At 73.3% G+C, this 24517-nt stretch carries 28 protein-coding genes; 7 read left to right on the forward strand and 21 right to left on the reverse strand.

Annotation, left to right across the window (positions count from 1 at the left end; genetic code table 11):
- The 9 genes from ACZ6ZR_RS15505 to ACZ6ZR_RS15545 form a co-directional block, all read right to left on the reverse strand.
- Nucleotides 1-1236 (reverse strand): phage tail protein, encoded by a 1236-nt coding sequence (locus ACZ6ZR_RS15505; RefSeq protein WP_465642614.1) that lies wholly within the window; start codon nucleotides 1234-1236, stop codon nucleotides 1-3.
- A 33-nt stretch (nucleotides 1237-1269) separates the two neighbouring features.
- Nucleotides 1270-1776, reverse strand: coding sequence for a hypothetical protein (locus ACZ6ZR_RS15510; protein WP_465642615.1), 507 nt, complete (start codon nucleotides 1774-1776; stop codon nucleotides 1270-1272).
- 29 nt (nucleotides 1777-1805) lie between these two features.
- Nucleotides 1806-2150 carry a hypothetical protein gene (locus tag ACZ6ZR_RS15515; RefSeq protein WP_465642616.1) on the reverse strand — a complete coding sequence of 115 codons (345 nt, stop codon included), beginning with the start codon at nucleotides 2148-2150 and terminating at the stop codon, nucleotides 1806-1808.
- 65 nt (nucleotides 2151-2215) lie between these two features.
- Nucleotides 2216-2506, reverse strand: a complete 291-nt coding sequence (locus tag ACZ6ZR_RS15520) for a hypothetical protein (RefSeq protein WP_465642617.1) — start codon at nucleotides 2504-2506, stop codon at nucleotides 2216-2218.
- A gap of 85 nt (nucleotides 2507-2591) precedes the next feature.
- Nucleotides 2592-3167: a phage tail tube protein gene (locus tag ACZ6ZR_RS15525; protein ID WP_465642618.1), complete on the reverse strand. Its 576-nt coding sequence runs from the start codon at nucleotides 3165-3167 to the stop codon at nucleotides 2592-2594.
- A gap of 119 nt (nucleotides 3168-3286) precedes the next feature.
- Complete coding sequence (locus ACZ6ZR_RS15530; RefSeq protein WP_465642619.1) at nucleotides 3287-3694, reverse strand: hypothetical protein; 408 nt, start codon at nucleotides 3692-3694, stop codon at nucleotides 3287-3289.
- Between the two features lie 300 nt (nucleotides 3695-3994).
- Nucleotides 3995-4207, reverse strand: coding sequence for a hypothetical protein (locus tag ACZ6ZR_RS15535; protein WP_396298062.1), 213 nt, complete (start codon nucleotides 4205-4207; stop codon nucleotides 3995-3997).
- Nucleotides 4204-4986 carry a hypothetical protein gene (locus ACZ6ZR_RS15540; RefSeq protein WP_465642620.1) on the reverse strand — a complete coding sequence of 261 codons (783 nt, stop codon included), beginning with the start codon at nucleotides 4984-4986 and terminating at the stop codon, nucleotides 4204-4206. Before ACZ6ZR_RS15540 ends, ACZ6ZR_RS15535 begins: the two co-directional genes overlap by 4 nt.
- 47 nt (nucleotides 4987-5033) lie before the next feature.
- The gene (locus ACZ6ZR_RS15545; protein WP_465642621.1) at nucleotides 5034-5336 is read right to left on the reverse strand and encodes a WhiB family transcriptional regulator; all 303 of its coding nucleotides are present in this window, start codon (nucleotides 5334-5336) and stop codon (nucleotides 5034-5036) included.
- Between the two features lie 272 nt (nucleotides 5337-5608).
- Here ACZ6ZR_RS15545 and ACZ6ZR_RS15550 point away from each other — a divergent pair, with 272 nt between their 5' ends.
- Complete coding sequence (locus tag ACZ6ZR_RS15550; RefSeq protein ID WP_465642622.1) at nucleotides 5609-6103, forward strand: helix-turn-helix domain-containing protein; 495 nt, start codon at nucleotides 5609-5611, stop codon at nucleotides 6101-6103.
- A 30-nt stretch (nucleotides 6104-6133) separates the two neighbouring features.
- On the forward strand, nucleotides 6134-6691 hold the full coding sequence (locus tag ACZ6ZR_RS15555) for a hypothetical protein (protein WP_465642623.1): 558 nt from the start codon (nucleotides 6134-6136) through the stop codon (nucleotides 6689-6691).
- A gap of 54 nt (nucleotides 6692-6745) precedes the next feature.
- Here ACZ6ZR_RS15555 and ACZ6ZR_RS15560 read toward each other — a convergent pair whose 3' ends face one another.
- The 5 genes from ACZ6ZR_RS15560 to proC all read right to left on the reverse strand — a co-directional run bounded on the left by ACZ6ZR_RS15560 (nucleotide 6746) and on the right by proC (nucleotide 11363).
- Nucleotides 6746-8401 carry a penicillin-binding transpeptidase domain-containing protein gene (locus ACZ6ZR_RS15560; protein ID WP_465642624.1) on the reverse strand — a complete coding sequence of 552 codons (1656 nt, stop codon included), beginning with the start codon at nucleotides 8399-8401 and terminating at the stop codon, nucleotides 6746-6748.
- A gap of 42 nt (nucleotides 8402-8443) precedes the next feature.
- Nucleotides 8444-9217 carry a hypothetical protein gene (locus ACZ6ZR_RS15565; protein ID WP_465642625.1) on the reverse strand — a complete coding sequence of 258 codons (774 nt, stop codon included), beginning with the start codon at nucleotides 9215-9217 and terminating at the stop codon, nucleotides 8444-8446.
- A 38-nt stretch (nucleotides 9218-9255) separates the two neighbouring features.
- Nucleotides 9256-9759 (reverse strand): SigE family RNA polymerase sigma factor, encoded by a 504-nt coding sequence (locus ACZ6ZR_RS15570; RefSeq protein ID WP_465642626.1) that lies wholly within the window; start codon nucleotides 9757-9759, stop codon nucleotides 9256-9258.
- 103 nt (nucleotides 9760-9862) lie between these two features.
- Complete coding sequence (locus ACZ6ZR_RS15575; protein ID WP_465642627.1) at nucleotides 9863-10516, reverse strand: HAD family hydrolase; 654 nt, start codon at nucleotides 10514-10516, stop codon at nucleotides 9863-9865.
- Between the two features lie 22 nt (nucleotides 10517-10538).
- Nucleotides 10539-11363 (reverse strand): pyrroline-5-carboxylate reductase, encoded by an 825-nt coding sequence (proC, locus tag ACZ6ZR_RS15580; protein WP_465642628.1) that lies wholly within the window; start codon nucleotides 11361-11363, stop codon nucleotides 10539-10541.
- Between the two features lie 201 nt (nucleotides 11364-11564).
- On the opposite strand from proC, the gene ACZ6ZR_RS15585 reads away from it, so the two are divergent.
- The 4 genes from ACZ6ZR_RS15585 (at nucleotide 11565) to ACZ6ZR_RS15600 (ending at nucleotide 15550) form a co-directional block, all read left to right on the forward strand.
- On the forward strand, nucleotides 11565-13142 hold the full coding sequence (locus tag ACZ6ZR_RS15585) for an extracellular catalytic domain type 1 short-chain-length polyhydroxyalkanoate depolymerase (RefSeq protein ID WP_465642629.1): 1578 nt from the start codon (nucleotides 11565-11567) through the stop codon (nucleotides 13140-13142).
- 110 nt (nucleotides 13143-13252) lie between these two features.
- Nucleotides 13253-13702 (forward strand): hypothetical protein, encoded by a 450-nt coding sequence (locus ACZ6ZR_RS15590; RefSeq protein ID WP_465642630.1) that lies wholly within the window; start codon nucleotides 13253-13255, stop codon nucleotides 13700-13702.
- A 103-nt stretch (nucleotides 13703-13805) separates the two neighbouring features.
- Nucleotides 13806-15059 carry an SCO2583/SCO2584 N-terminal domain-containing protein gene (locus tag ACZ6ZR_RS15595; protein WP_465642631.1) on the forward strand — a complete coding sequence of 418 codons (1254 nt, stop codon included), beginning with the start codon at nucleotides 13806-13808 and terminating at the stop codon, nucleotides 15057-15059.
- A 56-nt stretch (nucleotides 15060-15115) separates the two neighbouring features.
- Entirely contained in the window at nucleotides 15116-15550 is a 435-nt protein-coding gene (locus ACZ6ZR_RS15600; protein ID WP_465642632.1) for an SCO2583/SCO2584 N-terminal domain-containing protein, read from the forward strand.
- An 18-nt stretch (nucleotides 15551-15568) separates the two neighbouring features.
- Here ACZ6ZR_RS15600 and ACZ6ZR_RS15605 read toward each other — a convergent pair whose 3' ends face one another.
- From ACZ6ZR_RS15605 to ACZ6ZR_RS15625, 5 genes are all read right to left on the reverse strand, one after another.
- The gene (locus ACZ6ZR_RS15605; protein ID WP_465642633.1) at nucleotides 15569-16075 is read right to left on the reverse strand and encodes a hypothetical protein; all 507 of its coding nucleotides are present in this window, start codon (nucleotides 16073-16075) and stop codon (nucleotides 15569-15571) included.
- Nucleotides 16076-16158: 83 nt separating this feature from the next.
- The gene (gene ilvD, locus ACZ6ZR_RS15610) at nucleotides 16159-18003 is read right to left on the reverse strand and encodes a dihydroxy-acid dehydratase (protein ID WP_465642634.1); all 1845 of its coding nucleotides are present in this window, start codon (nucleotides 18001-18003) and stop codon (nucleotides 16159-16161) included.
- A gap of 131 nt (nucleotides 18004-18134) precedes the next feature.
- A complete protein-coding gene (locus ACZ6ZR_RS15615; RefSeq protein ID WP_465642635.1) occupies nucleotides 18135-18896 on the reverse strand; it encodes a class I SAM-dependent methyltransferase in 762 nt (253 codons plus the stop codon).
- Between the two features lie 20 nt (nucleotides 18897-18916).
- Nucleotides 18917-19714, reverse strand: coding sequence for a sugar phosphate isomerase/epimerase family protein (locus ACZ6ZR_RS15620; protein ID WP_465642644.1), 798 nt, complete (start codon nucleotides 19712-19714; stop codon nucleotides 18917-18919).
- 449 nt (nucleotides 19715-20163) lie between these two features.
- A complete protein-coding gene (locus ACZ6ZR_RS15625) occupies nucleotides 20164-21120 on the reverse strand; it encodes a Ppx/GppA family phosphatase (RefSeq protein ID WP_465642636.1) in 957 nt (318 codons plus the stop codon).
- Between the two features lie 117 nt (nucleotides 21121-21237).
- Between ACZ6ZR_RS15625 and ACZ6ZR_RS15630 the strand changes: the two genes are divergently transcribed.
- A complete protein-coding gene (locus tag ACZ6ZR_RS15630; RefSeq protein WP_465642637.1) occupies nucleotides 21238-21987 on the forward strand; it encodes an alpha/beta fold hydrolase in 750 nt (249 codons plus the stop codon).
- Nucleotides 21988-22113: 126 nt separating this feature from the next.
- On the opposite strand, the gene ACZ6ZR_RS15635 is transcribed toward ACZ6ZR_RS15630, so the two are convergent.
- Nucleotides 22114-23382, reverse strand: coding sequence for an SUKH-4 family immunity protein (locus ACZ6ZR_RS15635; RefSeq protein ID WP_465642638.1), 1269 nt, complete (start codon nucleotides 23380-23382; stop codon nucleotides 22114-22116).
- A 43-nt stretch (nucleotides 23383-23425) separates the two neighbouring features.
- A partial coding sequence (locus ACZ6ZR_RS15640; RefSeq protein ID WP_465642639.1) for a toxin glutamine deamidase domain-containing protein occupies nucleotides 23426-24517 on the reverse strand: 1092 nt, incomplete at its 5' end.

The following is a 24517-nucleotide window of genomic DNA, read 5'->3' on the forward strand; positions in this document are numbered from 1 at the left end:
CTACCGGCGCACGAGCTGGCGTTGGCCGTCCATCGCGGCGCGGGCGATGGTCTGCGCGTCGACCTGCACCAGGACCGGCCGCGACGCCATCGCCTCGACGGCGGCCGCGAGGCGGTGCAGCGCGGGCGCGGAGGCGCCGCCGGAGCTGAGCATCTTGTCCAGCCGGTCCAGCGGGATGACCGCCTCGTGCTGGCCGCCCTCGCCGATCAGCGCGAGCGTGCCGGAGGCGGAGGGCGCGATGATGCCGCCGTTGGCCAGCATCGGAATGGTGGGGATGTGGACCCCGAACCCCTTGCCGCCGATCCCCGGCACCCAGTCCGGGATGTCGATCTTGATCCCGTTGATCGCGCCGATCGCCCGGTTGACCAGGCCGATCACCGCGTTCAGCGGTGTCTTCACCGCCCCGAGCACCGAGTTGAAGGCACTCTCCGCGATCCCCGACAGCGCACCCCAGGCACTGCTGAGCGCGTCCTTGACGGTGTTGAACGCCCCGGTGGTGGCGTTCTTGATCCAGTCCAGCACCCCGGAGATCGCGTTCCGGATCCCGTTCCACGCGCCGGTCACCACACCGAGCACGACGTCGAGGACGGTGGTGATCACGGTCTTGTAGGCGTTGAAGTACCACTTGATCGCGGTCCAGATCCAGTCCACGACGGTGGCGATGGCGCTCTGGATGTTGCCCCAGACCTTGGCGATGACGTCGCCGGCCTGCTTCATGACCGGGCCGATCGCCTTCATCACCGTGTCGATGACCTGGCCGATCACCTTGAAGGCGGTGTCCATGATCTTCTGCATGGTCTTGGACTGCATCGCCATGTCGACGATCTTGGCGATCAGCGGCGCGAGCAGCATCAGCAGCAGGCCGATGAGGTTCCCCTTCATCGCCGTGTTGAGGCCCTTCATGCCCCCGGTCGCCATGTCCAGCCCGGACTTGAACCGCCCCATCAGGCCACCGGTGGTACCACCGGCACTTCCGGTGTTCTTGATGCCCCGCTCCGCCTGGGCGGCGGAATTCTTGATCTTGTTCAGCTCCGAAGTCGCGGACGAGGCACCCGACTTGAGCCGGTCCATCTGCCCGCCGGCGGTGCCTGCCGCCCGGCCGGCGCCGGACACGGCACGTTCTGCGGCCGAGGCGGAGTTCTTGATCCCCCCGACCGCCGAGGTCACCCGGGAGGCAGCGGCCTGAAGGCGCCCGAAGGCCCCGGCCGAAGAGTTAAGAGATGAGAGCAGCGACATGCCATCCTCCGATCATTTCGTCGCCACCGGACATCAACCGAGCGTCCTGATCAGCTGGTTGACGGCGTTGGTGAGCTTCTTGATGTCCGCCTCGGCGTTCTTGATGTCGTCGTTCCTGCCGCGCGAGACCCGGTTCGACCCGGACGGCATTTCGTTGAGCGCCTGCCCCACACCCGCCCGACGTCGGTCTTCGATCCGCCGGGTGATGTTCCTCAGTTCGGTCCGCTTGACGTACCGGCGGTCCAGCTTGGCCGCGTCGTCCTTCTTCTTCTTGTCCTCGACCTTCTTGACCCAGGGCCAGGTGTGCTTCGAGTTGCCGAAGAGGGTGATGCCCTTCTCGTCGACCTTCACGGCAGTGAAGTCGATCTTGAGCGCCGTGGCGGCCAGAGCCACGGCCGTGACATCGAGCTTGAGCCCGGTCATGGAATGGGTGACGACCGAGAGGGACTGCTTGAAGCGGTCGATCTCCTTGCCGTGGAAATAGAGCGTCCGGTCCGCGTCGCTGATCCAGGCGGGCGTCCAGTCCGGGACGATTCCCATGGTCCTTGCACCTCCGTTGACTTGGTCCTTCAGGAGAAGAAGGAGCGGATCCGCTGGGGGTCGACGTCCTTCGGCTGCTCATCCGGCTCGGGATCCACCGGCTCCGCACCGCCCTCCGGTTCCTGCGCCGGGCGTGCTGTCGGCTCCGGCGGGTCGAGGGGGTCGGCGTCCTCGTCGCGGTTGATGGTGGCGAACATCCAGTTGGCGACGGCCAGGTGGTCGACCACGTTGGCCAGCAGGTGGTCGGTGGTGGACCAGTCGGCGGCTTCGCCGTGGAGTTCGCGGGTGAGGGCACTGTCGCGGGGGAGGTGCTTGATCAGCACCGAGAGCCGGCGTGCGGAGATCCGGTCCCGGTGCCAGTCGAGGAGGTCCACTCCGTAGTGCCGGAGCAGGTCGGCTTCGAGGGCCTCGGCGTGTTCGTCGACGAACGCGCCGAGGCTCAGGATTCCCCCAGGCCGAGCCCGGTCTCCTTGCCGTAGGCCTCCAGGATCGCGCCGACGTCCTGCATGGTGACGTCGTGGCGGTCGAAGCGCTCGAACTGGGCGTCGCCGAGCAGGAGTCGGAGCAGGCCGTCGACGTCGTTGTCGTCCAGCTTGGCGAGCTTGCGGGCGATCCCGCGCGCGAGCTCGGTGGGGAGTTCGAAGACCTCGCCGTCGAGGTCGAAGGTCCAGGTGCGGCCGAGCGCTTCGAGGCGCTGGGCACGGGCGGCGTTGACGGAGAAACTGGCCATCTCGGGCTCCTGACTGGTGAGTTGCGGAAATGGGGCGGGGCCCGGTGGAGGAATCCACTGGGCCCCGTGGGGTGTTGAGGAGGGATCAGACCGCCGAGTAGGCCGGGTCCTTCATCAGGATGGTCGCCAGCGGCTTGGTGTCGTCCAGCGACAGCGCGGTGAAGGTGACGCCGAGCTTGATGGCGGCGGTGCGGGTCAGGCCGAGCTCCTCGGTGTCGGTCACCTGGCCGCGCGGGATGACGAAGCGGTAGGTGATCGCCGAGCCGTCGGTGAACTCGATGCCGAGGGCCTTCTCGTTCGCCTTCGGGGCCGGGGCCAGGTCGTACTTGTAGATGCCCGAGCCGGCCGCGGTCTCGGCGGTGGAGTCACCACCGAGGAAGAAGGGCAGGGTGTCCTCGTTCAGCTGCAGCAGCTGGAACTTCAGGGTGAGGTCACGGTCGCCGTAGATCAGCCGGGCGGTGCTGGAGGACTGCCAGGTCTTGACCGGGTCGATCTTGTCCTTCTTGGCGAACTTGATGCCGTCGGTGGTGGTGTAGCCGAGGTCCTTCCACGCGGCCGCCCAGGCGGCGGTGGTGTCGGCCGGGGCGGCGGTGCCGACCGGGGCGACCAGGATGCGGCCGGTGCCGGCGACGCGGATCTCGGAAGCGTTGGTGCCTGCCATGGTGATCTCCTCGGGAGAAGGTGGTGCCGGGTGGTCCGTGCCCGCGGTCGCGGGCACGGGAAAGGCCCCCCGCAGTGGTGCGAGGGGCCTGCTCAGGGGGAGCCCGCCGAGGCGGTGGCTCAGGTGAGACGGAGCGTCAACTGCACCGTGTTGCGGTACCTGTTGGCGCTCGTCCGGTTGTAGTCGGGCAGCCAGCGGGGGCCGTCCGTCTCCTGGAAGTCGACGACCAGGGCGCCGCCGTAGACGGTGCCGCGCAGCTGGAAGACGGCCGCCCGGGCCAGCTGCATCAGGGCGTGTGCGGCGGTCTTGGTCGGCCCGTAGACCTCGAGGTCCACGAGCGGGACGTCCAGGTGCTGGTCGTCGATCCAGGCCCCGCCGGTGCGGGAGACCAGGACGACCGCCTGCGTCCCGTCGAAGCCGGCGGGCGGCTTGTTGTCGACGGTGGCGGCGGCCAGTTCGGTGCGGTTGCGCAGGCTGTCGACGATCAGTCGTTCGACGTCGGGCAGGGCCAGCAGCGGAGTGGCCATGGTTCTGCTCCCTTCTGACGGGGGCTCGGAGTCGGTGCGCGGGGCGGCCGTCGACGGGCGCGGCGGCGGGACCTCGGTGCGGGAGGGAGGGGGTCCGCCGCCGGTGGGGCCGACGGCCGCCCCACGCGAAACGGCGGGCCGCGCTCCCCTCGCTTCCGCGCTGGGGGCACAGCTCCGCCGCTGCTCCAACTGTGACGCATTGCGCGCGCGGTCGCAACTTGTGCGGGCGAGCACGTTCGGAGACATGCGAAGAGCCCCGCCCCGGCAACTGGGCCGGAACGGGGCTCTCTTGAGGAACTGTCAGGCGGAGCGGGGTCGGCCGCGCCGGGTGGCGCGTTCGGCGGCGAAGACGTCCTCCAGCCGGTAGAGCAGGGCCCTGCCCTGCCGGCCGGCGGCGGCCAGGTGGCCGAGCTGGACCCACTTGCGGATGGTGGCGGGTGCGACGTCCACCTCGGCGGCGGCGATCAGCGCGTTGACCAGGGCGGCCCCGGCCGGGAGTCCGAGCGTGCTCATCGGGCGGCCTCCACGTCGGCGAGGACGGCCGCGGCGGGCTCGGCCTCGTCCACCAGGACGGCCAGCGCGTCCTCGTCCACCCCGGCGTCCTGGGCCAGTTGGGACCAGGAGGTCTCCGCCCAGCTGTGCCGGTGCCCGGGGGCGGTGCGGCACTCGCACTCCGGCTCGGTGCAGCGGCAGCCCGGATTGACGCAGAGCACCGCCCGCCAGGCCGGGAAGGCCCGCAGCGAGACCGAGTCGCACCAGGGGCAGCGCCCGCGCACCCGGACCAGGGTCTCGGCCTCGCCGAGCGCCGCCGAGCAGCGCCGGGACATCCGGCGGGCCTCCTCCAGCACGTGCCCGGCGAGCACCGGGTGGCCCGCCGCCTCGGGGAGCAGCGCCTCGATCCGGTCCAGCCGGGCCGGGACGTCGGCCCGCGGGGCCCGGCCGAGCCGGAGCTTCTCGCGGACGGCCTCCTCCAACTCGACCACCCCGTCGGTGATGTCGCGCAGCACGTCGGAGATGTGCAGGCGGAGCGGGGCCCGGCCGCCGGAGGCGCCGCGCAGCCCATGCTGCTCGTTCCAGTGGGCGGCCTCGCGGTCCGCCCGGTCGGAGGCCGCCCGGCGGGCCGCCGCGGCGGCGTCCGGCGGAGCGCTCGACCGGCCGCCGGCCCCCGGCCTGCCGGGCGCCAACTCCTCGATCAGCTCCGGGAACTGACGGCGCAGGATGTCGATCCAGAGGGCCGCGCGGGCCAGTTGGCGACCGGCGACGGTGGAGGGGAAGGCGGACTGGGCGGGCATGGATGACTCCCCGGCGGAGAAGCGGAAGGAAAGGAGGAGGGGCGGCGTCAGCGCGGCTGCACCACACGGCCGTTGCGCCAGAGGCGGCCGCCGCAGACCCCGTCGAACCAGGAGAGTTCGGGCTGCACCGCCTCCAGGCAGCGGCGGCGCACCGGGCAGGCCCCGCAGCGGCGCAGCGCCGGAGCGGCCTGGGCGGCCCTGGTCACGAAGATCTCGCGGGCGGACAGCCCGAGGCAGGCGGCCCGCTCGCGCCAGTCGTCGGCGCGCTCCCGGGCGTAGGTGTGGCCCTCGGCGGCGGGCAGGGCGGCTGCGGCGGTGGCTGCGACGGCTACGGCGGTGGCAACGGGCATGGCGAGGCTGCTCCAGGACTCGGGGGCGGGAGCCCGGGGCGGCCCGTCCGATCTTGTTGCGGGTTCGCACTCATCCTGCGTTGTTGCGCCTGCGCACGCAAGCTGTTTCCGAACAGACCTTCTACCGGCCGTGACGACTCCCCCACACCGGGGGCCGCATCCCCGCACAACCGTGGCCCAATCGACATGACGAGGTGCGTCCGAGCACTGATTACGCGCGCGAGCGCGCGGTACCCTTACTCGGTGCGGGGGCAGGCGGAGGGAGTCCAACCATGGTGCCGAGCAGCAGCACCGACATCGAACGGTTCGCGTCCTGGGTCGAGGAGCTCATGCGGGACCGCGGCTACGACATCGACAGCCCTCGGGGCGGCGGCAAGTCGAAGCTCGCGGAGGACGCGGGCGTGCACCGGGCAGCCGTGACGCGGCTGTTGCAGCGGCAGAGCATGCCCGACCTCGACACCATGCGCGGCCTGGCGCACGCGCTCGGCGTCCCGATCCGGGAAGTCCTCATCCGTTCCGGGAAACTGACGGCGGATGACCTCCCGGAGGCGGTCGGTTACCCTGTGGACACCGCTCCCACCACGGCCGCCGGGTCGCGGATGACCTTGGACCAGGTCGCATCGGCGCTCGGCATCCCCGACGACCGGCGCGAGATGTTCATCAAGGTCGCCCAGCAGTTCACTCCCGACCAGGCCGAGGGCGACCAGCGGGGGAACGGCGGGGAGACTGCGGAGCGCAAGGGGACCAGACGGCTCGCTACGGGCTGAGCCCGTGGATCGGTGAGAGGCGTTCGGCGCGTGGCTGGGCAGAACAATTGCACGGACGGCCACGAACCCACCGGACCCGAAGGCGGCGAGGACGAGTCCGACCTCCTCGCCGTCCTCGCCCGGCTGACCGAGAGCGCCTCCCGGAAGGCCGGCCGCCGGCTCTCCCCCGCCGCCGTCACCCGGGCGCTCTCCGCCCTGGTCGAACTGACCCTGCCCGACGGCGTGCTGATCACCACCCCGGACGAGTACGAGCGGGCCCGCGCGACCGCCTATGCCCAGGGGTGGCAGGACGCCGTCCAGCACCTCCACCGCCAGGCGGTGTCCGGCCCCGTCCCCTCGATCCCGTCCCAGGCCACGGCCCAGGACCAGAATCAGGAACAGGACCAGGACCAGGAGCAGGGTCAGGCCGATCGCGGTGACCAGACCTCCGGCCCGGAAGCCACCGTCCTGGCCTTCCCGCCCCGGATCCCGCTGGTCAGGGCCGCCGACAGCGACGGGCGGCGCGAGCTGATGCCGCACCGCCCGCGCCGCCCTCCCCGGCGCCGCCGCCGGGACGCGCCGGACCGGCCGGACCGGCCGGAGGCCTGACGCTCCGTAAGCCTGACGCTCCGCCGAATCGGCCGCCCCGCCCGGGGCGGGCCCTCAGCCCCCGTTGCCGATCCGCAGCAGCGCGGCGGCGACCGGGGCGGCGGCGTCCCCGCCGTGCCCGCCCGCCTGCACCTCGGCGGCCACCGCGAGGTTCCCCCGGTAGCCGGTGAACCAACTGTTGGGGGTGGACTGCCCGTTGACCTCGGCGGTGCCGGTCTTGCCCGCCGCCCCCGGGATCCCGCCCAGGGCCTTGGTCGCGGTGCCGCTCTCGACGGTGCGGCGCATCATCGTCCGCAGGTCCGCCAGCGGCCGGGCCCCGAGGGTGCGCGCGGCCCTCTGCTGGGCCAGGCCGGGGATCAGCACCGGCTGGCGGAAGGTGCCGCTCTGGACGGTCGCCGAGACCGAGGCCATGGCCAGCGCGTTGGTCTGGATCCGGCCCTGGCCGATCAGCGCCATCGCGGCCTCGGCCGGGTTGCTCTCGACCGGCACGGCGGTGTCGAAGGTGGAGATCCCGGTCTGCCAGACCAGCCCGAGGCCGAACACCTCCTTCGCCAGGTTGGGCAGGGCCGCGCCCTTGAGCCTGGTGCTGCCCGCCTCCAGGAAGGCGGTGTTGCAGGACTGCGCGAAGTCGTCCTTGAAGGTGTTGCCCGGCCTCGCGTCGGTGAAGTCGTTCGGCACCGACCGGCCGGACACCGTGGTGGTCGGTGGACAGGGCAGCGGGCTGTCCGGCGTCAGGCCGGACTCCAGCAGCCCCGCGGCGGTGACCACCTTCATGGTGGAGCCGGGGGCGAGGATGGCGCCGAAGGCCCGGTTCTGGCCCTGAGTCGGGTTGTTGGCGAAGGCGAGCACATGGCCGGTGCTCGGCTCGACGGCCACCACCGAGGCGGGCGTGCTCCGCGCCGCCACCGCCGCCTCGGCGGCGCGCTGCAGGTCGGCGTCCAGGGTCAGCCGACGCTTGGCGCCGCCCTTGGGCTCGGTGATGGTGAACAACTGCTCCACCGACGAGCTGCCCTGCGTGGCGATCACCACGCCCTTGCCCGCGTTCCCCTGATCCTCCGGCCCCTCGAACCTGATCTGCCCCAACACCGCCTTGACGGAAGGGAATTCACCGATCGGACGGTCCTTGCGGTCCACCACCTGCGAGGGCGAGGAGGCGATCGGACGGACCGTCAGCTCCTTGGTGCCGGTCAGCTTGGGGTGGACCACCCCGGGGCCCCAGTGCACCACCACCCGGCCGTCGCGCCCCCGCACCATGCCGAACGACCCGTCGTAGCGCCAGGGTTGGGCCGCGCCGGGCAGCCCGACCTCGGCCCGGAAGACCAGCGGCACCTCGGTGTCCGAGGGCGGCGGAGCCGTCACGAAGGAGGACGGCGACGGCGACGGTACGGCGGGCGCCGGACCGCCCAGGGCGAGCGAGACCGCCGTCGGCTTCAGCTCCGTCCGGAACCTGGTCAGCGCGACCACCGCCGGCTCGGGCCGGTCGGTGAGCCGCCCCGCCTCCTCGTAGTCCCCGGCCGCCCAGGCCTTCAGGAACGCCTCGGCCCCCTTCGCCGCCTCCGCCGCCGACGGCGGCCCGGTCACCACCGCCGCCGGGACCTTCGGGCCACCCGGCGTGGGCCCGCCCACCAGGGCGTACGCCGCGTACCCGCCGGCGCCCAACACCACGGCTCCGGCCACCGCGAAACCGACTCCGACCACCACTCTGCTCACTGCTGACTCCCCCTCATGTCCCCTGCCGTGCGCGAACGCTATTCACTTGCCCCAGTGCGGATCCACCGCGATCGCGGTCATCTCGTCCATGGTGACGACCATGTCCCGCTGGCCGGGCTCCGGGTTGAACTGCTCGACCCGGACCGCCCGCCCGTCGGGATGGACCACGCTGACCGCCCAACGGAACTGCTGCTCCCCGTCCTTCTCATGGATGGTGGACACCCGGGAACCGTCGGCGAGCTTCGCGCAGGACTCGCCCGTCGTCGTCCCGCACGACCACTCCGCCGCGTCCCGGGGCAGGTCGTCGGCCAGCGTGATGGTCACGGCCGTGACCGCCCGTCCGTCCTGGACGCGCACACTGCCCCAGGCCTGCCCCTGCCACCTGCCACCGGTCGCCACCTCCAGGGCCCCGTCGACGAAGCCCCCGACCTGGCTTCCGTGGTCGGCCGTCCCACGGGCCGGCAGCATCGCCGCGAGCTGCGCGCTGATCGGTCCCTGCCGGGCCGCCGTCCCCGGCAGGTAGCTGGGGGCGGGGAGCGTGCCGACCGACGGGGTGGGGGTGGGCGTGGCCGAGGCGGCGGACGGCACCGGGCCGAGCCCCGTGTCCGGGCCGAGGGTGGTCAGGCCGAGCCCGCCCGATCCGATCACCACCACGGCGGCGACCGCGAGTTGGGACTGCCGGACCAGACGCAGGCGTCGGCCGCGGGCCGCGGCCCGGTGGACCAGGTCGTGGCTGTGCGGGGCGAACCCGTCGACGGCCCGGCCGAGGACGTCGTGCAGCTCGGCGTCGGACTGCGGCGGTCGGTCGTACTGCACGTGGCTCTCCGTGAGGTCGGGGCGGCGGCGCGGGGGCTTCATGCGCAGCTCAGTTCGGCGAACTCCGGTCCGAGGACCTGTCGCAGGCGGTCCCGGGCACGGAGGCTGCGCACCCGCACCGAGCCCACCCGGATGCCCATCAGCCGGGCGGTCTCCTCGACGGAGCGGTCCTCCCAGTAGCGCAGCACCAGCACCGTGCGGTCCTTCGGCGACAACTCGGCCAGGGCCTCCAGCAGGGCCACCCGCAGCGACGGGTCCTCGACGAGGTGGCCGCCGGGTTCGGGCAGCGCCTCGGAGGGGCGCTCGCCGGAGCGGCGCAGCCGGCGCTGGGAGACGAAGGTCCGGGAAAGCACCGTGTGGGCGTACGCCAACGGGGGCTCGGAGCGGTCGATCCGCCGCCACGAGCGGTACATCTTCGCCAGGGTCTCCTGGACGAGGTCCTCGGCGAGGTGCCAGTCGCCGGTCAGCAGGCAGGCCGTGCGGAACAGCCTGCCGCTGTGGGCGTGCGCGAACTCCATGAAGTCCGCAGGAGCTTCCCCCACCAGTTGATCCTTCCCCGTTCCCGTTGGTCGCGGTACCCACGCCGCGGGGCACCTGCCGCGTTACAGGCCGGGGAAAGATTTTTTCCGGGCGTCCGACCGCCCGTCAGGGACCGAGCAGTGCGGGCACCTCGGCGAGGTCGGTGATCAGGCCGGTGGCACCCGCGCCGGTGAGCTTGGCCGGGTCGGTCAGGGCCGCGTAACCGTACACGTCCATCCCGGCGGCCCGGGCGGCGAGCACGCCGTTGCGGCTGTCCTCGATCACCAGGCAGCGGGCCGGGTCCACGCCGAGGGTCCGGGCGGCGTGCAGGAAGAGGTCCGGGGCGGGCTTGCCGATGCCGACGTCCTGGGCGCTGAAGATCCGCTCCTCGGGGTGGTGGCCGCGCAGCCCGGTGAGGTCGAGCGCGGTGCGGATCCAGGCGTGGTGGGCGGAGGAGGCCAGGCAGTACCGGACGCCGCGCTGCTGAAGGGTCTTCAGCAGTTCCTCGGCGCCGCGCACCGGGGTGAGCTCGCGCTCGAAGGCCGCGAACACCCGGGCGTGGAACAGCTCGTCGAAGCCCTCGGGCAGCCGCGCCCCGTACCGCTCGCCGATCACGTCGTGCACGGTGTGCGCGGCACAGCCCATGAAGTCCCGGTAGGAGTCCTCGACGGTGGTCGGGTACCCGAGCTCGGTCAGGTACTCGGCGAGCACCCGGTTGGAGATGGGCTCGCTGTCCACCAGCACGCCGTCGTTGTCGAAGACCACCAAGTCGTAGCTCACACCGGTGAGCCTACTTCGACGGCTACTTCCCGCCGGAGGCCAGCTCCCGGGAGCGGTCGCGGGCGGCCTCCAGGGCGCCGAGCAGGGCGGCCCGGACGCCGTGGTTCTCCAGCTCGCGGATGGCCGCGATGGTGGTGCCGGCCGGGGAGGTGACCGCCTCGCGGAGCTTGACGGGGTGTTCGCCCGAGTCGCGCAGCATCACCGAGGCGCCGATCGCGGACTGCACGATCAGGTCGTGCGCCACGTGCCGGGGCAGACCGAGCAGGATGCCCGCGTCGGTCATCGCCTCGACCAGGAAGTAGAAGTAGGCCGGGCCGGAGCCGGAGAGCGCGGTGGCCGCGTCCTGCTGGCTCTCCGGCAGGCGCAGCGCCTTGCCGACCGAACGGAAGATGGCCTCGGCCCGCTCCAGGTGCTGCTCCTCGGCGTGCGAGCCGCCGGAGATCACGCTCATCCCCTCGTCCACCAGCACGGGGGTGTTGGGCATCACCCGCACCACCGGGGTGCCGGGGGCCAGCCGCGCCTCGAACCAGCGGGTCGGCACGCCGGCCGCCGCCGAGATGACCAGCCGGTCGGGCTCGACGTGCGGGGAGAGCTCCTCCAGCAGGGCGCCCATGTCCTGCGGCTTGACCGCCAGGATCAGGGTGTCGGCGAGCTTGGCCGCCTCGGCGTTGGAGACCACGCCGACGCCGTAGCGCTCGGTCAGTTCGGCGGCGCGCTCCGGGCGGCGGGCGGTGACCAGGATGTCCGCCGGGTCGGTGCCGGCCCGCAGCAGACCGGAGAGCAGGGCCTCCCCGATCTTGCCGGTGCCCAGGAAGGCGATCTTCTGTCCGGACGCGCTGCTGGTCATGGCCGCTCCCTTGCTCACGTGTGCCGCCATCCTCGCACCAGCCGGCGCCCGTCCGGCGCAGCCGTCCACGCTGTGGGCAATGTGCGCCGCCGCCATCCGGGCCGCCCGCCGGTGTCCGTCCGCACCGTGACCTGGGCCACCGACCCGGCACTACCGTCACGGCATCCCCCACCCGGCTTCACCCCCACCCAGGAGCCATCCGTGCACGTCCGTCCCCAACGGGCGTGGTGGGCAGCCGTCCTGACGCTGCTCGCCGTGCTCGTCGCCGCCTTGCCCCTCCTCTCCCCCGCCCCCGCCCGGGCCGCCGCCACCCTGACCCAGGTCACCGGCTTCGGCTCCAACCCCGGCAACCTGCTGATGTACCGCTACGTCCCGGACGGCCTGCCCGCCGGGCGGCCGCTGGTGGTGGCGCTGCACGGCTGCACCCAGTCCGCCGCCGCCTACGACGACGAGACCGGCTGGACCAAGTGGGCCGAGCAGTACGGCTTCGCGCTGGTGCTGCCGCAGCAGCAGTCCGCCAACAACTCCTCCGGCTGCTTCAACTGGTTCCTGCCCGGCGACTACTCCCGGGACCAGGGCGAGGCGCTGTCGGTCCGTCAGATGACCGCCCGGGCCGTCGCCGACCTGGGCACCGACCCGGCCCGGGTCTACGTCACCGGGCTCTCGGCCGGCGGGGCGATGACCGCCGCGCTGCTCGCCGACTACCCCGACGTGTTCGCCGGCGGCGGGGTGGTGGCCGGGCTGCCGTACCGTTGCGCCTCCAGCCAGGTGCAGGCCAGCGTGGACTGCATGAGCACCGGCCGCGACCTGACCCCCGCCCAGTGGGGTGACCTGGTCCGCTCCGGCTACCCGTCCTGGACCGGGCCGTGGCCCAAGGTGTCGATCTGGCACGGGAGTTCGGACGCCCTGGTGAAGCCCTCGAACCTCACCGAACTGATGGAGCAGTGGACGGACGCCAACGGCGTCCCGCAGACCCCCACCCTCACCGAGACCGTGGCCGGACACCCCCACAAGGTCTACGCGGACGCCAACGGGCAGGCGCGGGTGGAGACTTGGTCGATCACCGGGATGGGCCACGGGCAGCCGGTCGATCCGGGCAGCGGGGCGGAGCAGTGCGGCACGGCCGGCGCCTACATCCTGGACGTCAACCTCTGCGCCTCGCTCCGCATCGCCAACTTCCTCTCCCTGAGCGGCACTTCACCCACCCCCTCCCCTTCACCCTCTCCTTCACCCTCTCCTTCTCCCTCCGCCCCCGGAACGGGCACCCTCACCCTCACCGACGACACCACCCTCGACGGCTACGTCAAGGCCAACGCGGACGGCACCTCCCCCACCGTCGGCACACTGGCCGGCACGCTCGGCCTCGCCGTCGGCCGCGGCACCGACGGCAAGCAGAACCGCGCCCTGCTCTCCTTCGACACCTCCGCCCTCCCCGCCGGCGCCACCGTCACCGCCGCCCGCCTCACCGTCGGCTACGCCAGCGGCAGCGGAAACCCGTGGAACGAAGCCCAGTTGACCGTCTCCACCCGCACCGGCTGCTACGGCCCCACCTGCACCACCACCCCCGAGGACTTCGCCGCCCCCGCCGACACCCCCGACACCGCCACCGTCCCCGCCCTCACCTCCGGCACCCGCACCTCCACCGACTTCCACCCCACCGTCACCCCCGGCACCCCCCTCCAACTCCGCCTCGCCTTCGACCGCCCCCTCTCCACCACCGCCTACCTCTTCCTCCGACGCGGCACCGCGGCCACCCTCACCCTGGAGTACCGCACCTGAGCACCGCGTCCTCCTGCTTCGGGGCCACTCCTGGCCGGCGTTCCCCGTAGGGGGAAGGTCAGGGGTGGCCCCTATGGATTACGGGGGTGGGTGGGAGGACCGTGGAGGGCATGGGACACGGAGATCTGTCGCGTGGTGAGAAGAACCAGTTGGCGGTGGCTTCGGCCACGCTGGGGCCGTGGCGGACGGCTGCGGGGGCCGGAGCGTTGGTGGGGGCGGCGGCGCTCGGGGTGAACGTGGTGACCGGGCACTGGAGCGCGGACCTCCTGGCGGGGCCGGCCGGGCTGGGGCTGTTCGTGCTGTTCCTGGTGGGGACCTTGGGCGGGAAACTGCGCCGGGACGCCTCCGACCGCCGGATCCACCGGTGGGCCGCCGAGCACCCGTGGCGCTCGGCGCTCCCGGCCGCGGCGCTGTTCTGGCTGCTCAACACGGTGAATCTGACCTTCCTCGGCGGCGAGGAGCTCTTCGAGTCGCTCGTCTCCTCGCTCGCCCCGGCCGGCCTGCTGCTGGTGGTCGCCGGCGTGGTCGGATCGGTCAAGCGCTCGCGCCGCAAGGGCTGACGACCGGACGAACCGTCAGCAATCCGTACGCAGTGGAACGAGGGCCCGACGGACGGCCCGACCCGCTCGAACGGGCGCTCGAGGCCGTCGGCATACTGTGCGCGTGCCCATAGCCGAAGAGCCCGAACCGCGTCCCGCCGAGGACCCGTTCGACAGCCTGGTCCTGGACGAGGAGTTCGTCCGCTCCGCCGAGGTCAAGGAGCAGTCCGGCCGCACCCGGATGCTGACCGCCCGGTGGAAGGAGCAGCCGCCGCACGACCCGGGCGGCCGACGCTCCGTCAACGACGGACCGAAGCCGAAGCGCCGCTTCGGCCGCAGTCCGGAGCCCGTCGACCCCTGGGGGAACGTCCGGCGGCGCAAGCCCCGATGGCACGCCCCGGTCTACGTGGCGCTCGCCGTCGGACTGGCGCTGGCCGCCCTCAACGTCGAGTCGCTGCGCGGCTGGTACGCCGACCGGTACGGCGACGGCGGTACCGGCGGCTCGGTGGCGCGCCCGGTGCCGACCGTCGGCCCGGAGACCGCGAAGCCGACCGCGGCCGCCCCTCAGGTGGACGAGCAGCAGCCCACCGTGGCCCGCCCCTGGGCCGGCTCCCCGGCCGAGGGCTGGCCGGCCGGGCCGGACGCGATCGTGCTGCCCCAGGCCCAGGCGGTCGGCACCTTCGACGCCGAGAAGGTGGCGGCCAAGCTCAAGCTGGTGAAGGACTTCCTGACGGCCTCGAACCTGGACCACGCGGTGGTCGCGGGCGGCCCGCCGACGGCGGCGCTGGCCATGCTGGACAAGGAGACCAGGCAGCAGGCCGAGGGGTGGCTGCGCCAGCCCTCCAAGGACGGCGACGCGACCACGCTGTTCAGCCGCTTCGACGCCCGCGACGCGATCCCGGTGAACGACACCGTCAAGGTGCAGGGCCGGATGAGCTTCGAGGGAGACGGCGAGAAGGGCCTGCTGGTCCGCACCGACTACACCTTCGTCTACGCCCTGCGCCCCGGCCCGGAGGCCGGCAAGAAGCGGCCGGCGCCCTCCGGCGGCGGGACCGTGAAGCCGGCCGGCTTCACCGCCGAGGACGTCACCCCGAACACCTGGACCGCCCGGACCGTCGTCCGTCGGGCGATCGTGGTCCGGTTCTACGACCCGGCCCGCTACGACGTGAACCCGGACCGGATCCGCTTCGCGGACACCAACAGCGATGCGGGCAACAGCGCCTGCGATGTCTACGACGGCTTCTTCCACCCGCAGTTCGACCAGTTCAACCTGGGCTTCGGCCCCCGGCCGACGCCCAGCGGCCCGAGCAGCGATCCGTACGACCGCAGCAAAGAGCTCCGCCAGGAGGGCGAGTGCGGGACGGTCACCCGCAGCTGACCCCCGGCTGATCGAATTCACGCGTCCCTGACGGGGGCGGGGGGCATACTGACGGCGTGCCGATAGCCGATGAGCCAGAGCCGCGCTCAGCCGACGAACCGTCGGAGCAGGACCCGTTCGAGGGTCTCGTCCTGGACGAGGCCTTCGTCCGGGCTGCCACCGTGAAGGAGGCCAGCGGGCGCACCCGGATGCTGGCCGCCCGGTGGAAGCACACGCCGCCGCACGACCCGGGCGGCCGGCGCTCGGTCAACGACGGGCCGGGGGCGGCCCGCCGGCGGTCCGGGCTCCGCAAGAGGGCCCGGCGGGGCTCCGGGGCCTCGTGGCAGACCTGGCTGATCGTGGTCGCGGTCTGCGCGATCGTGCTGTTCAGCCTGAAGGTGGCGGCCGACACCATGCGGGAGCCGGCCGGCCCCGTGACGCCGCAGCCGAGGCCGACCCCGACGGCTCCGGTCGACCCCGCGCCCTCGGCGGACGTGCCCAAGCCGGTCTGACGGCGGGTCAGGGGTGATTCAGCGGCGCTTCTTGGGGCGCCCAGGGTTGCCGCTGCGCGTGGCCTTGGAGACCCGGCGGCGGTCGGCGGCGGCCAGGGACTCCTGGTACCGGGCCCGCATCACCTTCTCGCCCGGGGCCTCCAGCAGGCTGCGCAGGAAGTAGGCGACGAGCGCGCCGACGAAGCCGATCAGCCAGACCGCGCCGAGCGACTTCTCCTCGGTCATCCAGCCGGTGAGGCTCTCCTTGCCCTCGCTGAGCACCTTCCAGGTGCGCAGTCCGGACAGCAGGGAGCAGAGGCCGATCGCGGCCACCAGCAGCCCGTAGACCAGGCCGCCGGCCTCGGAGTCCCGTACCCCCTCCACGGCGAAGCGCAGCAGCAGGCCGCCGGCCGCCACTGCGGCCAGCGCGCCGAGCGGCACCGCGACCCGCCGGGCCCGGTAGCCGGAGCCGCGCTCCAGCCAGCTGGTGCCGAACCAGCGGATCGGCTCGGGGGTGGCGCCGGGGTTCTCAGTCTGCTCGCTCACGGCTCCGATGATGACACGGGGCGCCCCCGGAACGACGAAGCGGCCGCTCCGGGGGAAGCCCGGAGCGGCCGCCTGACGTCGCGTCAGCCCAGCTTGCTCACGTCGCGCACCGCGCCCTTGTCGGCCGAGGTGGCCATCGCCGCGTACGCCTTGAGCGCCGCGCTGACCGGGCGGACCCGGTCCTTGGGGCGGTAGCCGGTGCCGGCCTCCAGCTTGAGGCGCCGCTCGTGCAGCTCCTCGAAGGAGACCTTGAGATCGACCGAGCGGTTCGGGATGTCGATCGCGATGATGTCGCCGTCCTCGACCAGCGCGATGGTGCCGCCGGAGGCCGCCTCGGGCGAGGCATGGCCGATCGAGAGGCCGGAGGTGCCGCCGGAGAACCGGCCGTCGGTGATCAGCGCGCAGGCCTTGCCCAGGCCCCGGCCCTTGAGGAAGGAGGTCGGGTAGAGCATCTCCTGCATGCCCGGGCCGCCCTTGGGGCCCTCGTAGCGGATGACGACGACGTCGCCCTCCTTGACCCGCTTGGTGAGGATCGCGTCCACCGCGTCCTCCTGCGACTCCAGGACGACGGCCGGGCCGGAGAAGGTCCAGATCGACTCGTCGACACCGGCGGTCTTCACGATGCAGCCGTCCTCGGCGAGGTTGCCGTAGAGCACGGCCAGGCCGCCCTCCACCGAGTACGCGTGCTCCACGCTGCGGATGCAGCCGTTGGCGGCGTCGGTGTCCAGGGTGTCCCAGCGCTCGGACTGCGAGAAGGCGGTGGCGGAGCGGACGCAGCCGGGGGCCGCGTGGAACAGCTCGACCGCCGTCGGGGAGGGCGAACCACCGCGGATGTCCCAGGACTTGAGCCACTCGGCCATGGTGGCGGAGTGCACGGTGTGCACGTCCTCGTTCAGCATCCCGCCGCGGTAGAGCTCACCGAGGATGGCGGGGATGCCGCCGGCCCGGTGCACGTCCTCCATGTAGTACTTGCCGTTCGGCGCGACCTTGGACAGGCAGGGGACGCGGCGCGAGATGGCGTCGATGTCCCGCATGTCGAAGTCGATCTCGGCCTCCTGGGCGGCGGCCAGCAGGTGCAGGATGGTGTTGGTCGAGCCGCCCATCGCGATGTCCAGCGCCATCGCGTTCTCGAACGCGGCGCGGGAGGCGACCGAGCGGGGCAGCACCGAGGCGTCGTCCTGGTGGTAGTACCGCTTGGTGATGTCGACGACGGTGCGGCCGGCGTCCTCGTACAGCGCCCGGCGGGCGGTGTGGGTGGCCAGCACCGAGCCGTTGCCCGGCAGGGCCAGGCCGATCGCCTCGGCCAGGCAGTTCATCGAGTTGGCGGTGAACATGCCCGAACAGGACCCGCAGGTCGGGCAGGCGTTCTCCTCGATGATCGCGATGTCCTCGTCGGAGACGTTCTCGTTCACCGCGTCGGAGATCGCGTTCACCAGGTCGAGCTTGCGCACCGTGCCGTCCACCAGGACGGCCTGGCCGGCCTCCATCGGGCCGCCGGAGACGAAGACCGTCGGGATGTTGAGGCGCAGCGCGGCCATCAGCATGCCGGGGGTGATCTTGTCGCAGTTGGAGATGCAGATCAGGGCGTCCGCGCAGTGCGCGGAGACCATGTACTCCACCGAGTCGGCGATCAGGTCGCGCGAGGGCAGCGAGTAGAGCATGCCGTGGTGGCCCATGGCGATGCCGTCGTCCACCGCGATGGTGTTGAACTCGCGCGGGATGCCGCCCGCCTCCTTGATCGCCTCGGAGACGATCCGGCCGACCGGCTGGAGGTGGGTGTGGCCCGGGACGAACTCGGTGAAGGAGTTGGCCACCGCGATGATCGGCTTCCCGAAGTCCTCCCGGGCTACGCCCGCGGCCCGGAGAAGCGCCCGGGCGCCTGCCATGTTGCGACCGTGGGTGACCGTACGGGACTTCAGCTCGGGCACTGTGCTCCACTCCTTCGGAGGCTACGTCGCGCGCCCCGCTCAGCTGGGAGGGTGCAGGGCCGCCGTGGCTGTCGAGCCTACGCCCCCGTTCCAGCGGACGGACACGCTGTCCGCCATCCGGGCACCCCGGGTCACTCCTTGGTGACGACGGTGAGGTCCAGGGTGTAGGGCTCGGTGACCCGGCCGTCGGGGAACTCGGCGAGCAGCGCGGCCCGTTCGGCGGCCAGTACGGGGGCCCGCTGCTCCGGGGTCAGCACGGCGAAGTAGGAGCGCGAGACCAGGTCCCCGAGCAGCACGTCCAGGTCGATCAGCCGCTCCCAGCGCAGCCGGACGCTCGCGGTCGGCAGCCCGTACGGGGCGAAGGCCTCGGTGATCACGTTGGTTCCGCTCTGGAACTGGTAGCTGGGCAGCGCCGCGGCGAGCCGCTCGCCCATCGCGCGGACCCACTCCACCGAGCTGTCCTTGACGTTCCACCAGGTGGCCAGCGAGCCGCCGGGGCGGAGCACCCGCAGCGCCTCGGGGATCGAGCGGTCCGGGTCGGTCCAGTGGAACGCCTGGGCGTAGGTGACCAGGTCCACCGTGCCGTCGTGGAACGGGAGTTCGTCGCCGCCGCCCTTGACCAGCGGCAGCTCCGGGCTGACCAGGCGCAGCTGGGCGGCCATCCCCGGGCTGGGCTCCACCGCCGTGACCCTGGCGCCGCGGGCGGCCAGCAGACGGGTGGCGATGCCGGTGCCCGCCCCGACATCCAGCACCTCGGAACCCTTCAGCGGCCGGCCGGTCAACTCCTCCAGCCGGTCGAAGAGTTCGTCCGGGTAGGAGGGCCGGGCGGCGTCGTACTCGGCGGCCACCGCACCGAAGGAGTTCGCATGGTCGTGCTTCTGATACCCCGTCATCCCGCCACCCTAGGACGTCCTTACTTCGCGACGGTCGCCAGGTGGAGCCGGGTGAAGGCGAGCGCCTCGGCCAGGTCGGCCTCGCGTTCGGCGGGGGAGGTGGAGCGGCGGGTGTTGACCTCCAGGACCACGTGGCCCTCGAAGCCGGTCCGGGCCAGGCGCTCCAGCAGTTCCGCGCAGGGCTGGTTGCCCCGGCCGGGGATCAGGTGCTCGTCCTTGGCGGAGCCCAGGCTGTCGGCCAGGTGGACGTGGGCCAGCCGGTCGCCCATCCGGTCCACCATCTCGAAGGCGTCCACCCGGGAGGTGGCCACGTGCGAGAGGTCGACGGTGTAGTGCCGGTACGCCTCCTCGGTGACGTCCCAGCCCGGCGCGTAGGCCAGCATCTCCCGGTCCCGGTACCGCCACGGGTACATGTTCTCCACCGCGAAGCGGACGTCCGTCTCCCCGGCCATCCGGTGCACGCCCTCGACGAACTCCCGGGCGTACTGGCGCTGCCAGCGGAACGGCGGGTGCACCACCACGGTGTCCGCGCCCAGCTTCTCGGCGGCGGCCCGGGCCCGGACCAGCTTGGTCCACGGGTCGGTGCTCCAGACCCGCTGGGTGATCAGCAGGCAGGGGGCGTGCACCGCGAGGATCGGCATCCGGTACTCGTCGGAGAGCCGGCGCAGCGCCTCGATGTCCTGGCTGACCGGGTCGTTCCAGACCATCACCTCCACGCCGTCGTAGCCGAGCCGGGCGGCCAGCTCGAAGGCGGTGGCGGTGTTCTCCGGATAGACCGAGGCGGTGGAGAGCACCACCTTGGTGTCCGGCACGTGCAGGCCGTCGGCGTGCGGGGGCAGCACCAGGCGGTCGGTGGTGCGCAGCAGCGGGGCCCGGCGGGCCGGCTTCTTCGCGGCCCGGACGGCCTTGACCGCCTGGGTGGCGAGGGCCAGCTGCGACTGCCGGGGCGGCTTGGCGGTCTTGGTCGCCGCCTTGGTCGCCGCCTTGGTCGCTCTGGTCGAGGCCTTGGCCGCCTTGCTCCCCGGCTCGGCCTTCTTCGCCGCCCTGGCCCTGCGCGCGGGCCTGCCGTCGGGCTGCGGCTCCTCCGGGCCCGCGGCGCCCGCCGCAGGCGTCTTGCGGGCCCTGCGCGGCTGCCGGGTGCTGTCACCGGCCGCGCGGCCCCGCTGCGTCCCGTCCTCGTCCGCTGCTTCCGCCACGGGAGACAGGGTAAGCGGCGCGCGCCGGTTATGGTGTGCGCCCCGTCACGCCGCCGCCCCCAGCGGGTCTGTCACCCCGTCAGCGCGGGGTGCCGGTCGGACGGGCTGTCGAGGGTGTCCAGGCGGCGCAGGATGATGCCCTCGCGCAGCGCCCACGGGCAGATGTCCAGCTCCTCCAGGCCGAACAGGTCCATCGCGGCGTCCGCCACCAGCGCGCCCGCCAGCAGCTGTCGCGCCCGGCCCTCGGAGACGCCCGGGATCTGCGCCCGCTGAGCCACCGTCATCCCGGCCAGCCGGGGCACCCAGGCGGAGAGCCCGGCCCGGGTCAGCTTGCGGACCGCCAGCGGCCCCGCCTCGGCCGGCGCCGCGCCGGTCATCCGGGCCAGCTGCTTGAAGGTCTTCGAGGTGCCGACGGCGTGGTCCGGCGCCCCGCGCCGGGTGAACTCGCCCACCACCTGCGCGATCTCGGCCCGGATGTAGCGGCGCAGCTCCCGGATGTCCTCCGGGTCCGCGACCTCCCCGGGCAGCCGGGCGGTGAGCCGGCCGGCGCCCAGCGGCAGCGAACAGACCACGTCCGGCTGCTCGTCCAGCCCGGCCGCCAGCTCCAGCGAGCCGCCGCCGATGTCCAGGTCCAGCAGCCGCCCGGAGGACCAGCCGTACCAGCGGCGCACCGCCAGGAAGGTCAGCCGCGCCTCGTCCGGGCCGGACAGCACCCGCAGCTCCACCCCGGTCTCCTCGGCCACCCGGCGCAGCACCGCCTCGCCGTTGGCCGCCTCCCGGACCGCCGAGGTGGCGAACGGCAGCAGGTCCACCACGCCCTTGTCCTCGGCCACCCGGATCGAGGAGGCCACCATGGCCACCAGCCTGTCCACGCCGACGTCGGTGATCGCGCCGTCCCCGTCCAGCAGCTCCGCCAGCCGCAGCTCCGCCTTGTGGGAGTACGCGGGCAGCGGGGCAGCACCGGGGTGGGCGTCCACCACGAGGAAGTGGACGGTGTTGGAACCTACGTCGAGCACACCGAGTCGCATAACGGCCCACGCTACGCGATCCGGCCGCACAGGTGGCCGGATAACACCGCACCGGTCCGGGCGGGGGCCCCGGGCGGCTAGCGTCGTTGCGACCAACTCGACGTGGAGGAGAGCGAGATGACGATCACTCACCGCCTGGTGGGCACCGGCGAACACGGCGTCGTGGTGCTGCACGACTGGTTCGGCACCAGCGCCGGCTGGGGGCCGTTCCCCGAGTACCTCGACGGCTCGGCCTTCAGCTACGCCTTCCTCGACTACCGGGGCTACGGCGAACGGACCGCGGTCGAGGGCGAGTACAGCCTGGCCGAGATCGCCGGGGACGCCCTGGCGCTGGCCGACCAACTCGGCTGGGAGCGGTTCTCGCTGGTCGGGCACTCGATGGGCGGCAAGGCGGCCCAGCAGGTGCTCGCCCAGGCGCCGGAGCGGGTCCGCAAGCTCGCCGGGGTCGCGCCGGTGGCCGCCTCCGCGTACGAACTCGGCGAGGCGTACGACCTCTTCCACGGGGCCGCCGCCGAACCCGGCAACCGCCGCGCCATCATCGACCTGGTCACCGGCAACCGGGCTACCGGCGTGTGGCTCGACCGGATGGTCGCCAACTCGCTCGCGAGCTCCCGCGCGGAGGCCTTCGCCGCCTACCTGGAGCAGTGGACCACCGTCGACCTGAGCGCCGAGGTCTCCGGCCTGGAGCTCCCCGCCCGGGCCTTCGTCGGCGAACACGACCTGGCGCTCAACGAGGACTACTACCGCTCCACCTGGCTCACCCACTACCCGGCGGGCGACCTGGAGCTGCTCCCCGCCTCCGGCCACTACCCGATGCAGGAGACCCCGATCGCCTTCGCCACGACGCTGGAGCGCTTCCTCCGGTAGGGGCGCGAGGAACTGCGCGAATCGGAAGGCGGACCAGCGTGAGATCGGGGCACGCGAGCCAGTTGCACGTGCTGCCGTTCCCCAGCGCGCAGTTCCTCGCGCCCCTGCGGGGCGCTACCGCTTTGCCTAGAGCAAACCGTGCCAGAGCTGTTCGACGATGACGGACCACCAGTTCTCGGGGTCGGCGAAGGCGGTGCGGTCCAGCCCCGCGAGGGACCACTGGAGCTCGGCGACCGCCTGGCCGGCCGCGAGGGGGTGGAGGTCGCGGAGGCGGGGGTAGCGGTCGGCGAGGAGGGCGAGGGAGCGGGCGAAGGCGGTGAGGTCGGCGTTGACGTAGCGGGCCTCGGCCGTGTCGGGGTCGACCGCCCGGACCCGGCCTCGGGCGGTGTCGACGGTGAAGCGGGACCAGCCGTCGGTGCCGATCAGCAGCTGGCCGAGCAGGTCGCGCCGGGCCGCCTCGGTGGCCCGCAGGCCCCGCCCGGCTTCCGCCAGTACCTCGGCCAGTTCGGGCAGCACCGGCTCCGCCCCGGAGACCCCGTCCGAGACCGGGTGGTAGAGCTCGAAGAAGCCCCGCACCGCGACCGGCAGCCCGACCCGGACCAGCGGCCGGCCGACCGCCTCGGGCAGGTCGGCCGCGAGCACCGCCGCCGGGTCGAAGCGCCGCACCCCGCCCTCGCCGAACTGCGCCGTCAGCCGGGCGGCCAGTGCCGCCTCCGCCTCGGGCTGGGCGGGCGGCACGTTGGCGGGGAAGGGCACCCGGTTGAGCCGGGGGGTGGAGGCGAGGCCGCGCACGGCCCGGGCCCTGCCGTCGAAGCGCGGACCGTACGCCAGGTCGTGGCTGTGCCGGGCGGCCGGGAGTTCGGCGAGCAGGGAGGCGGCGACGTAGCCACCGGGGAGCATCGAGGGGCGCAGGTCGGTGTGGACGGCGAGCACGTCCTCGGGCTGGACGCCCTGCTCGCTGAGCTGGGCCCAGGCCCGCAGGGCCGGGTGGGGGCGGCCGGGGGCGGAGCGCAGGACCAGGGTGCGCTGCTCGCCGAGGGCGTCGCGGTGGACGAACTGGGCGCGGCAGCCGGGGCCGGTGGCGGGCGGCAGGGCCGGGTCGTAGTCGCCCGCGCCGAGCCGGTCGCGGTAGAGCTGGATGACCTGCGGCACCGGGACGGAGGGCCAGACGGAGAGCTCGCCGGTGGTCCGGTCGACCACCGCGCAGGCGGCGCCGAGCTCCTCGGGGGCGCGGCGTTCGCCGGTGAGCGGGTCGACCCGGACCGGGGCGGGCTCCGGCCAGACCACCCAGCCGAGGTCGAACTCGTGTGCCTTGACCGGCCGGACGGCCTCCGGGGAGAGCTCGGCGTTCACCCAGCGGTGGGCGGCTTCGAGGGCCTGCGCGAGGGTGGTCATCGGGAACTCCTGGCCTTGGTACGGGTGTTCGGCGAGCAGATGGTCAACGGGCGCTGCCCCGGTGGATGGTGAGCCGCGAGCGCGGCGGGGCCGGGGGCTCGGGCACCGGCTTGACCAGCGGGTCGGGCGCCGGGGCGGGGGCCAACTCGACCACCGGGATGGCGGGTTGGAGGGCGGAGAGGTCCGCCGGGCGGCCGCCGGCCTCCAGCGCGATGGCCCAGAGGCCGTGGTCGGCCGGGTGCAGCGGGCTGGAGGAGCGGTAGCCGGTCTGCGGGTCGAGGTAGCCGATGGTGGCACCGGTCACGAAGGCGTTCCACAGGTGGGAGCGGCCGTAGCCGTCCAGGGTGAGCAGCACCGCCTGCGCGCCCTGCCCCAACTGCCGCAGCAGGTCGACCAGTTGGCCGAGCGCGGCGTCACCGTAGCCCAGGTCCTTGAACTGGGTGCCGAGCTCCCGCTCGGCGCGGTCCCGGCCGCCGTACTCCCCGGCCGGGCCGTCGGGCAGCCGGGGGGCACCGCAGGTGGGGTTGCCCAGGTAGCTGTCCAGGGCGGAGAGCGAGAGGTCGAGCGCGTTGTTGGAGCGGCCCGGCTCGCGGAAGCCGCCGCCGTTCAGCGCCTCCGGCCAGTCGCCCAGCCTCGGGTCGGCGGGCGTGGCGGGCTCGCCCTCCTCGGTGCGCGGCACCCGGCGCTCCACCTCGGCCTGGTGGGCCGGGTCGACCGGGCCGAGCCCGCCGGCCGCGCCGTACGGGCGGCCGTCCGCGATGGTGCGCGGGCGGGTCCGCTCGCCGGGCTGCTCGGGCGCGGTCCTGCGGTAGTCGTGCAGCAGCAGGAACATCGCGGCCAGCGGCGCGGCCTGGGCCACCGCGGCCGGCGACTCGTCCTCCCGGCGGCTCACCGGCGGCAGGTCGAAGGTCCGCCCGGAGACCGGGCCGACCACCAGCGCACCGGCGGCCGGGGGCGCGGGCGCCGCCGGGGCGGGCACCGGGTTGGGCACCAGGCCGACGGGCTGCGCGGCGCGCGGGACGCCCGCACCGGGCTGCTGCGGACCGGCCACGGCACCGACCGCGCCGACCGCGCCCGCCTGGCCACCGGCCCCGGCCGCACCGGCGGCCCCGGGCGAGGCCACGGCGGCCGCACC

It is taken from the genome of Kitasatospora sp. NPDC088742 (assembly GCF_055584905.1).

Excerpts from the sequence above, each read along its gene's own strand:
- ACZ6ZR_RS15615 (WP_465642635.1), bottom strand. The coding sequence starts at position 18,896 with ATGACGGGGTATCAGAAGCACGACCATGCGAACTCCTTCGGTGCGGTG.
- ACZ6ZR_RS15635 (WP_465642638.1), bottom strand. The coding sequence starts at position 23,382 with ATGACCACCCTCGCGCAGGCCCTCGAAGCCGCCCACCGCTGGGTGAAC.
- ACZ6ZR_RS15545 (WP_465642621.1), bottom strand. The coding sequence starts at position 5,336 with ATGCCCGTTGCCACCGCCGTAGCCGTCGCAGCCACCGCCGCAGCCGCC.
- ACZ6ZR_RS15540 (WP_465642620.1), bottom strand. The coding sequence starts at position 4,986 with ATGCCCGCCCAGTCCGCCTTCCCCTCCACCGTCGCCGGTCGCCAACTG.
- ACZ6ZR_RS15530 (WP_465642619.1), bottom strand. The coding sequence starts at position 3,694 with ATGGCCACTCCGCTGCTGGCCCTGCCCGACGTCGAACGACTGATCGTC.
- ACZ6ZR_RS15520 (WP_465642617.1), bottom strand. The coding sequence starts at position 2,506 with ATGGCCAGTTTCTCCGTCAACGCCGCCCGTGCCCAGCGCCTCGAAGCG.
- ACZ6ZR_RS15525 (WP_465642618.1), bottom strand. The coding sequence starts at position 3,167 with ATGGCAGGCACCAACGCTTCCGAGATCCGCGTCGCCGGCACCGGCCGC.
- ACZ6ZR_RS15510 (WP_465642615.1), bottom strand. The coding sequence starts at position 1,776 with ATGGGAATCGTCCCGGACTGGACGCCCGCCTGGATCAGCGACGCGGAC.
- proC (WP_465642628.1), bottom strand. The coding sequence starts at position 11,363 with ATGACCAGCAGCGCGTCCGGACAGAAGATCGCCTTCCTGGGCACCGGC.
- ACZ6ZR_RS15625 (WP_465642636.1), bottom strand. The coding sequence starts at position 21,120 with ATGCGACTCGGTGTGCTCGACGTAGGTTCCAACACCGTCCACTTCCTC.
- ACZ6ZR_RS15535 (WP_396298062.1), bottom strand. The coding sequence starts at position 4,207 with ATGAGCACGCTCGGACTCCCGGCCGGGGCCGCCCTGGTCAACGCGCTG.
- ACZ6ZR_RS15590 (WP_465642630.1), top strand. The coding sequence starts at position 13,253 with ATGGGACACGGAGATCTGTCGCGTGGTGAGAAGAACCAGTTGGCGGTG.
- ACZ6ZR_RS15550 (WP_465642622.1), top strand. The coding sequence starts at position 5,609 with ATGGTGCCGAGCAGCAGCACCGACATCGAACGGTTCGCGTCCTGGGTC.
- ACZ6ZR_RS15505 (WP_465642614.1), bottom strand. The coding sequence starts at position 1,236 with ATGTCGCTGCTCTCATCTCTTAACTCTTCGGCCGGGGCCTTCGGGCGC.
- ACZ6ZR_RS15630 (WP_465642637.1), top strand. The coding sequence starts at position 21,238 with ATGACGATCACTCACCGCCTGGTGGGCACCGGCGAACACGGCGTCGTG.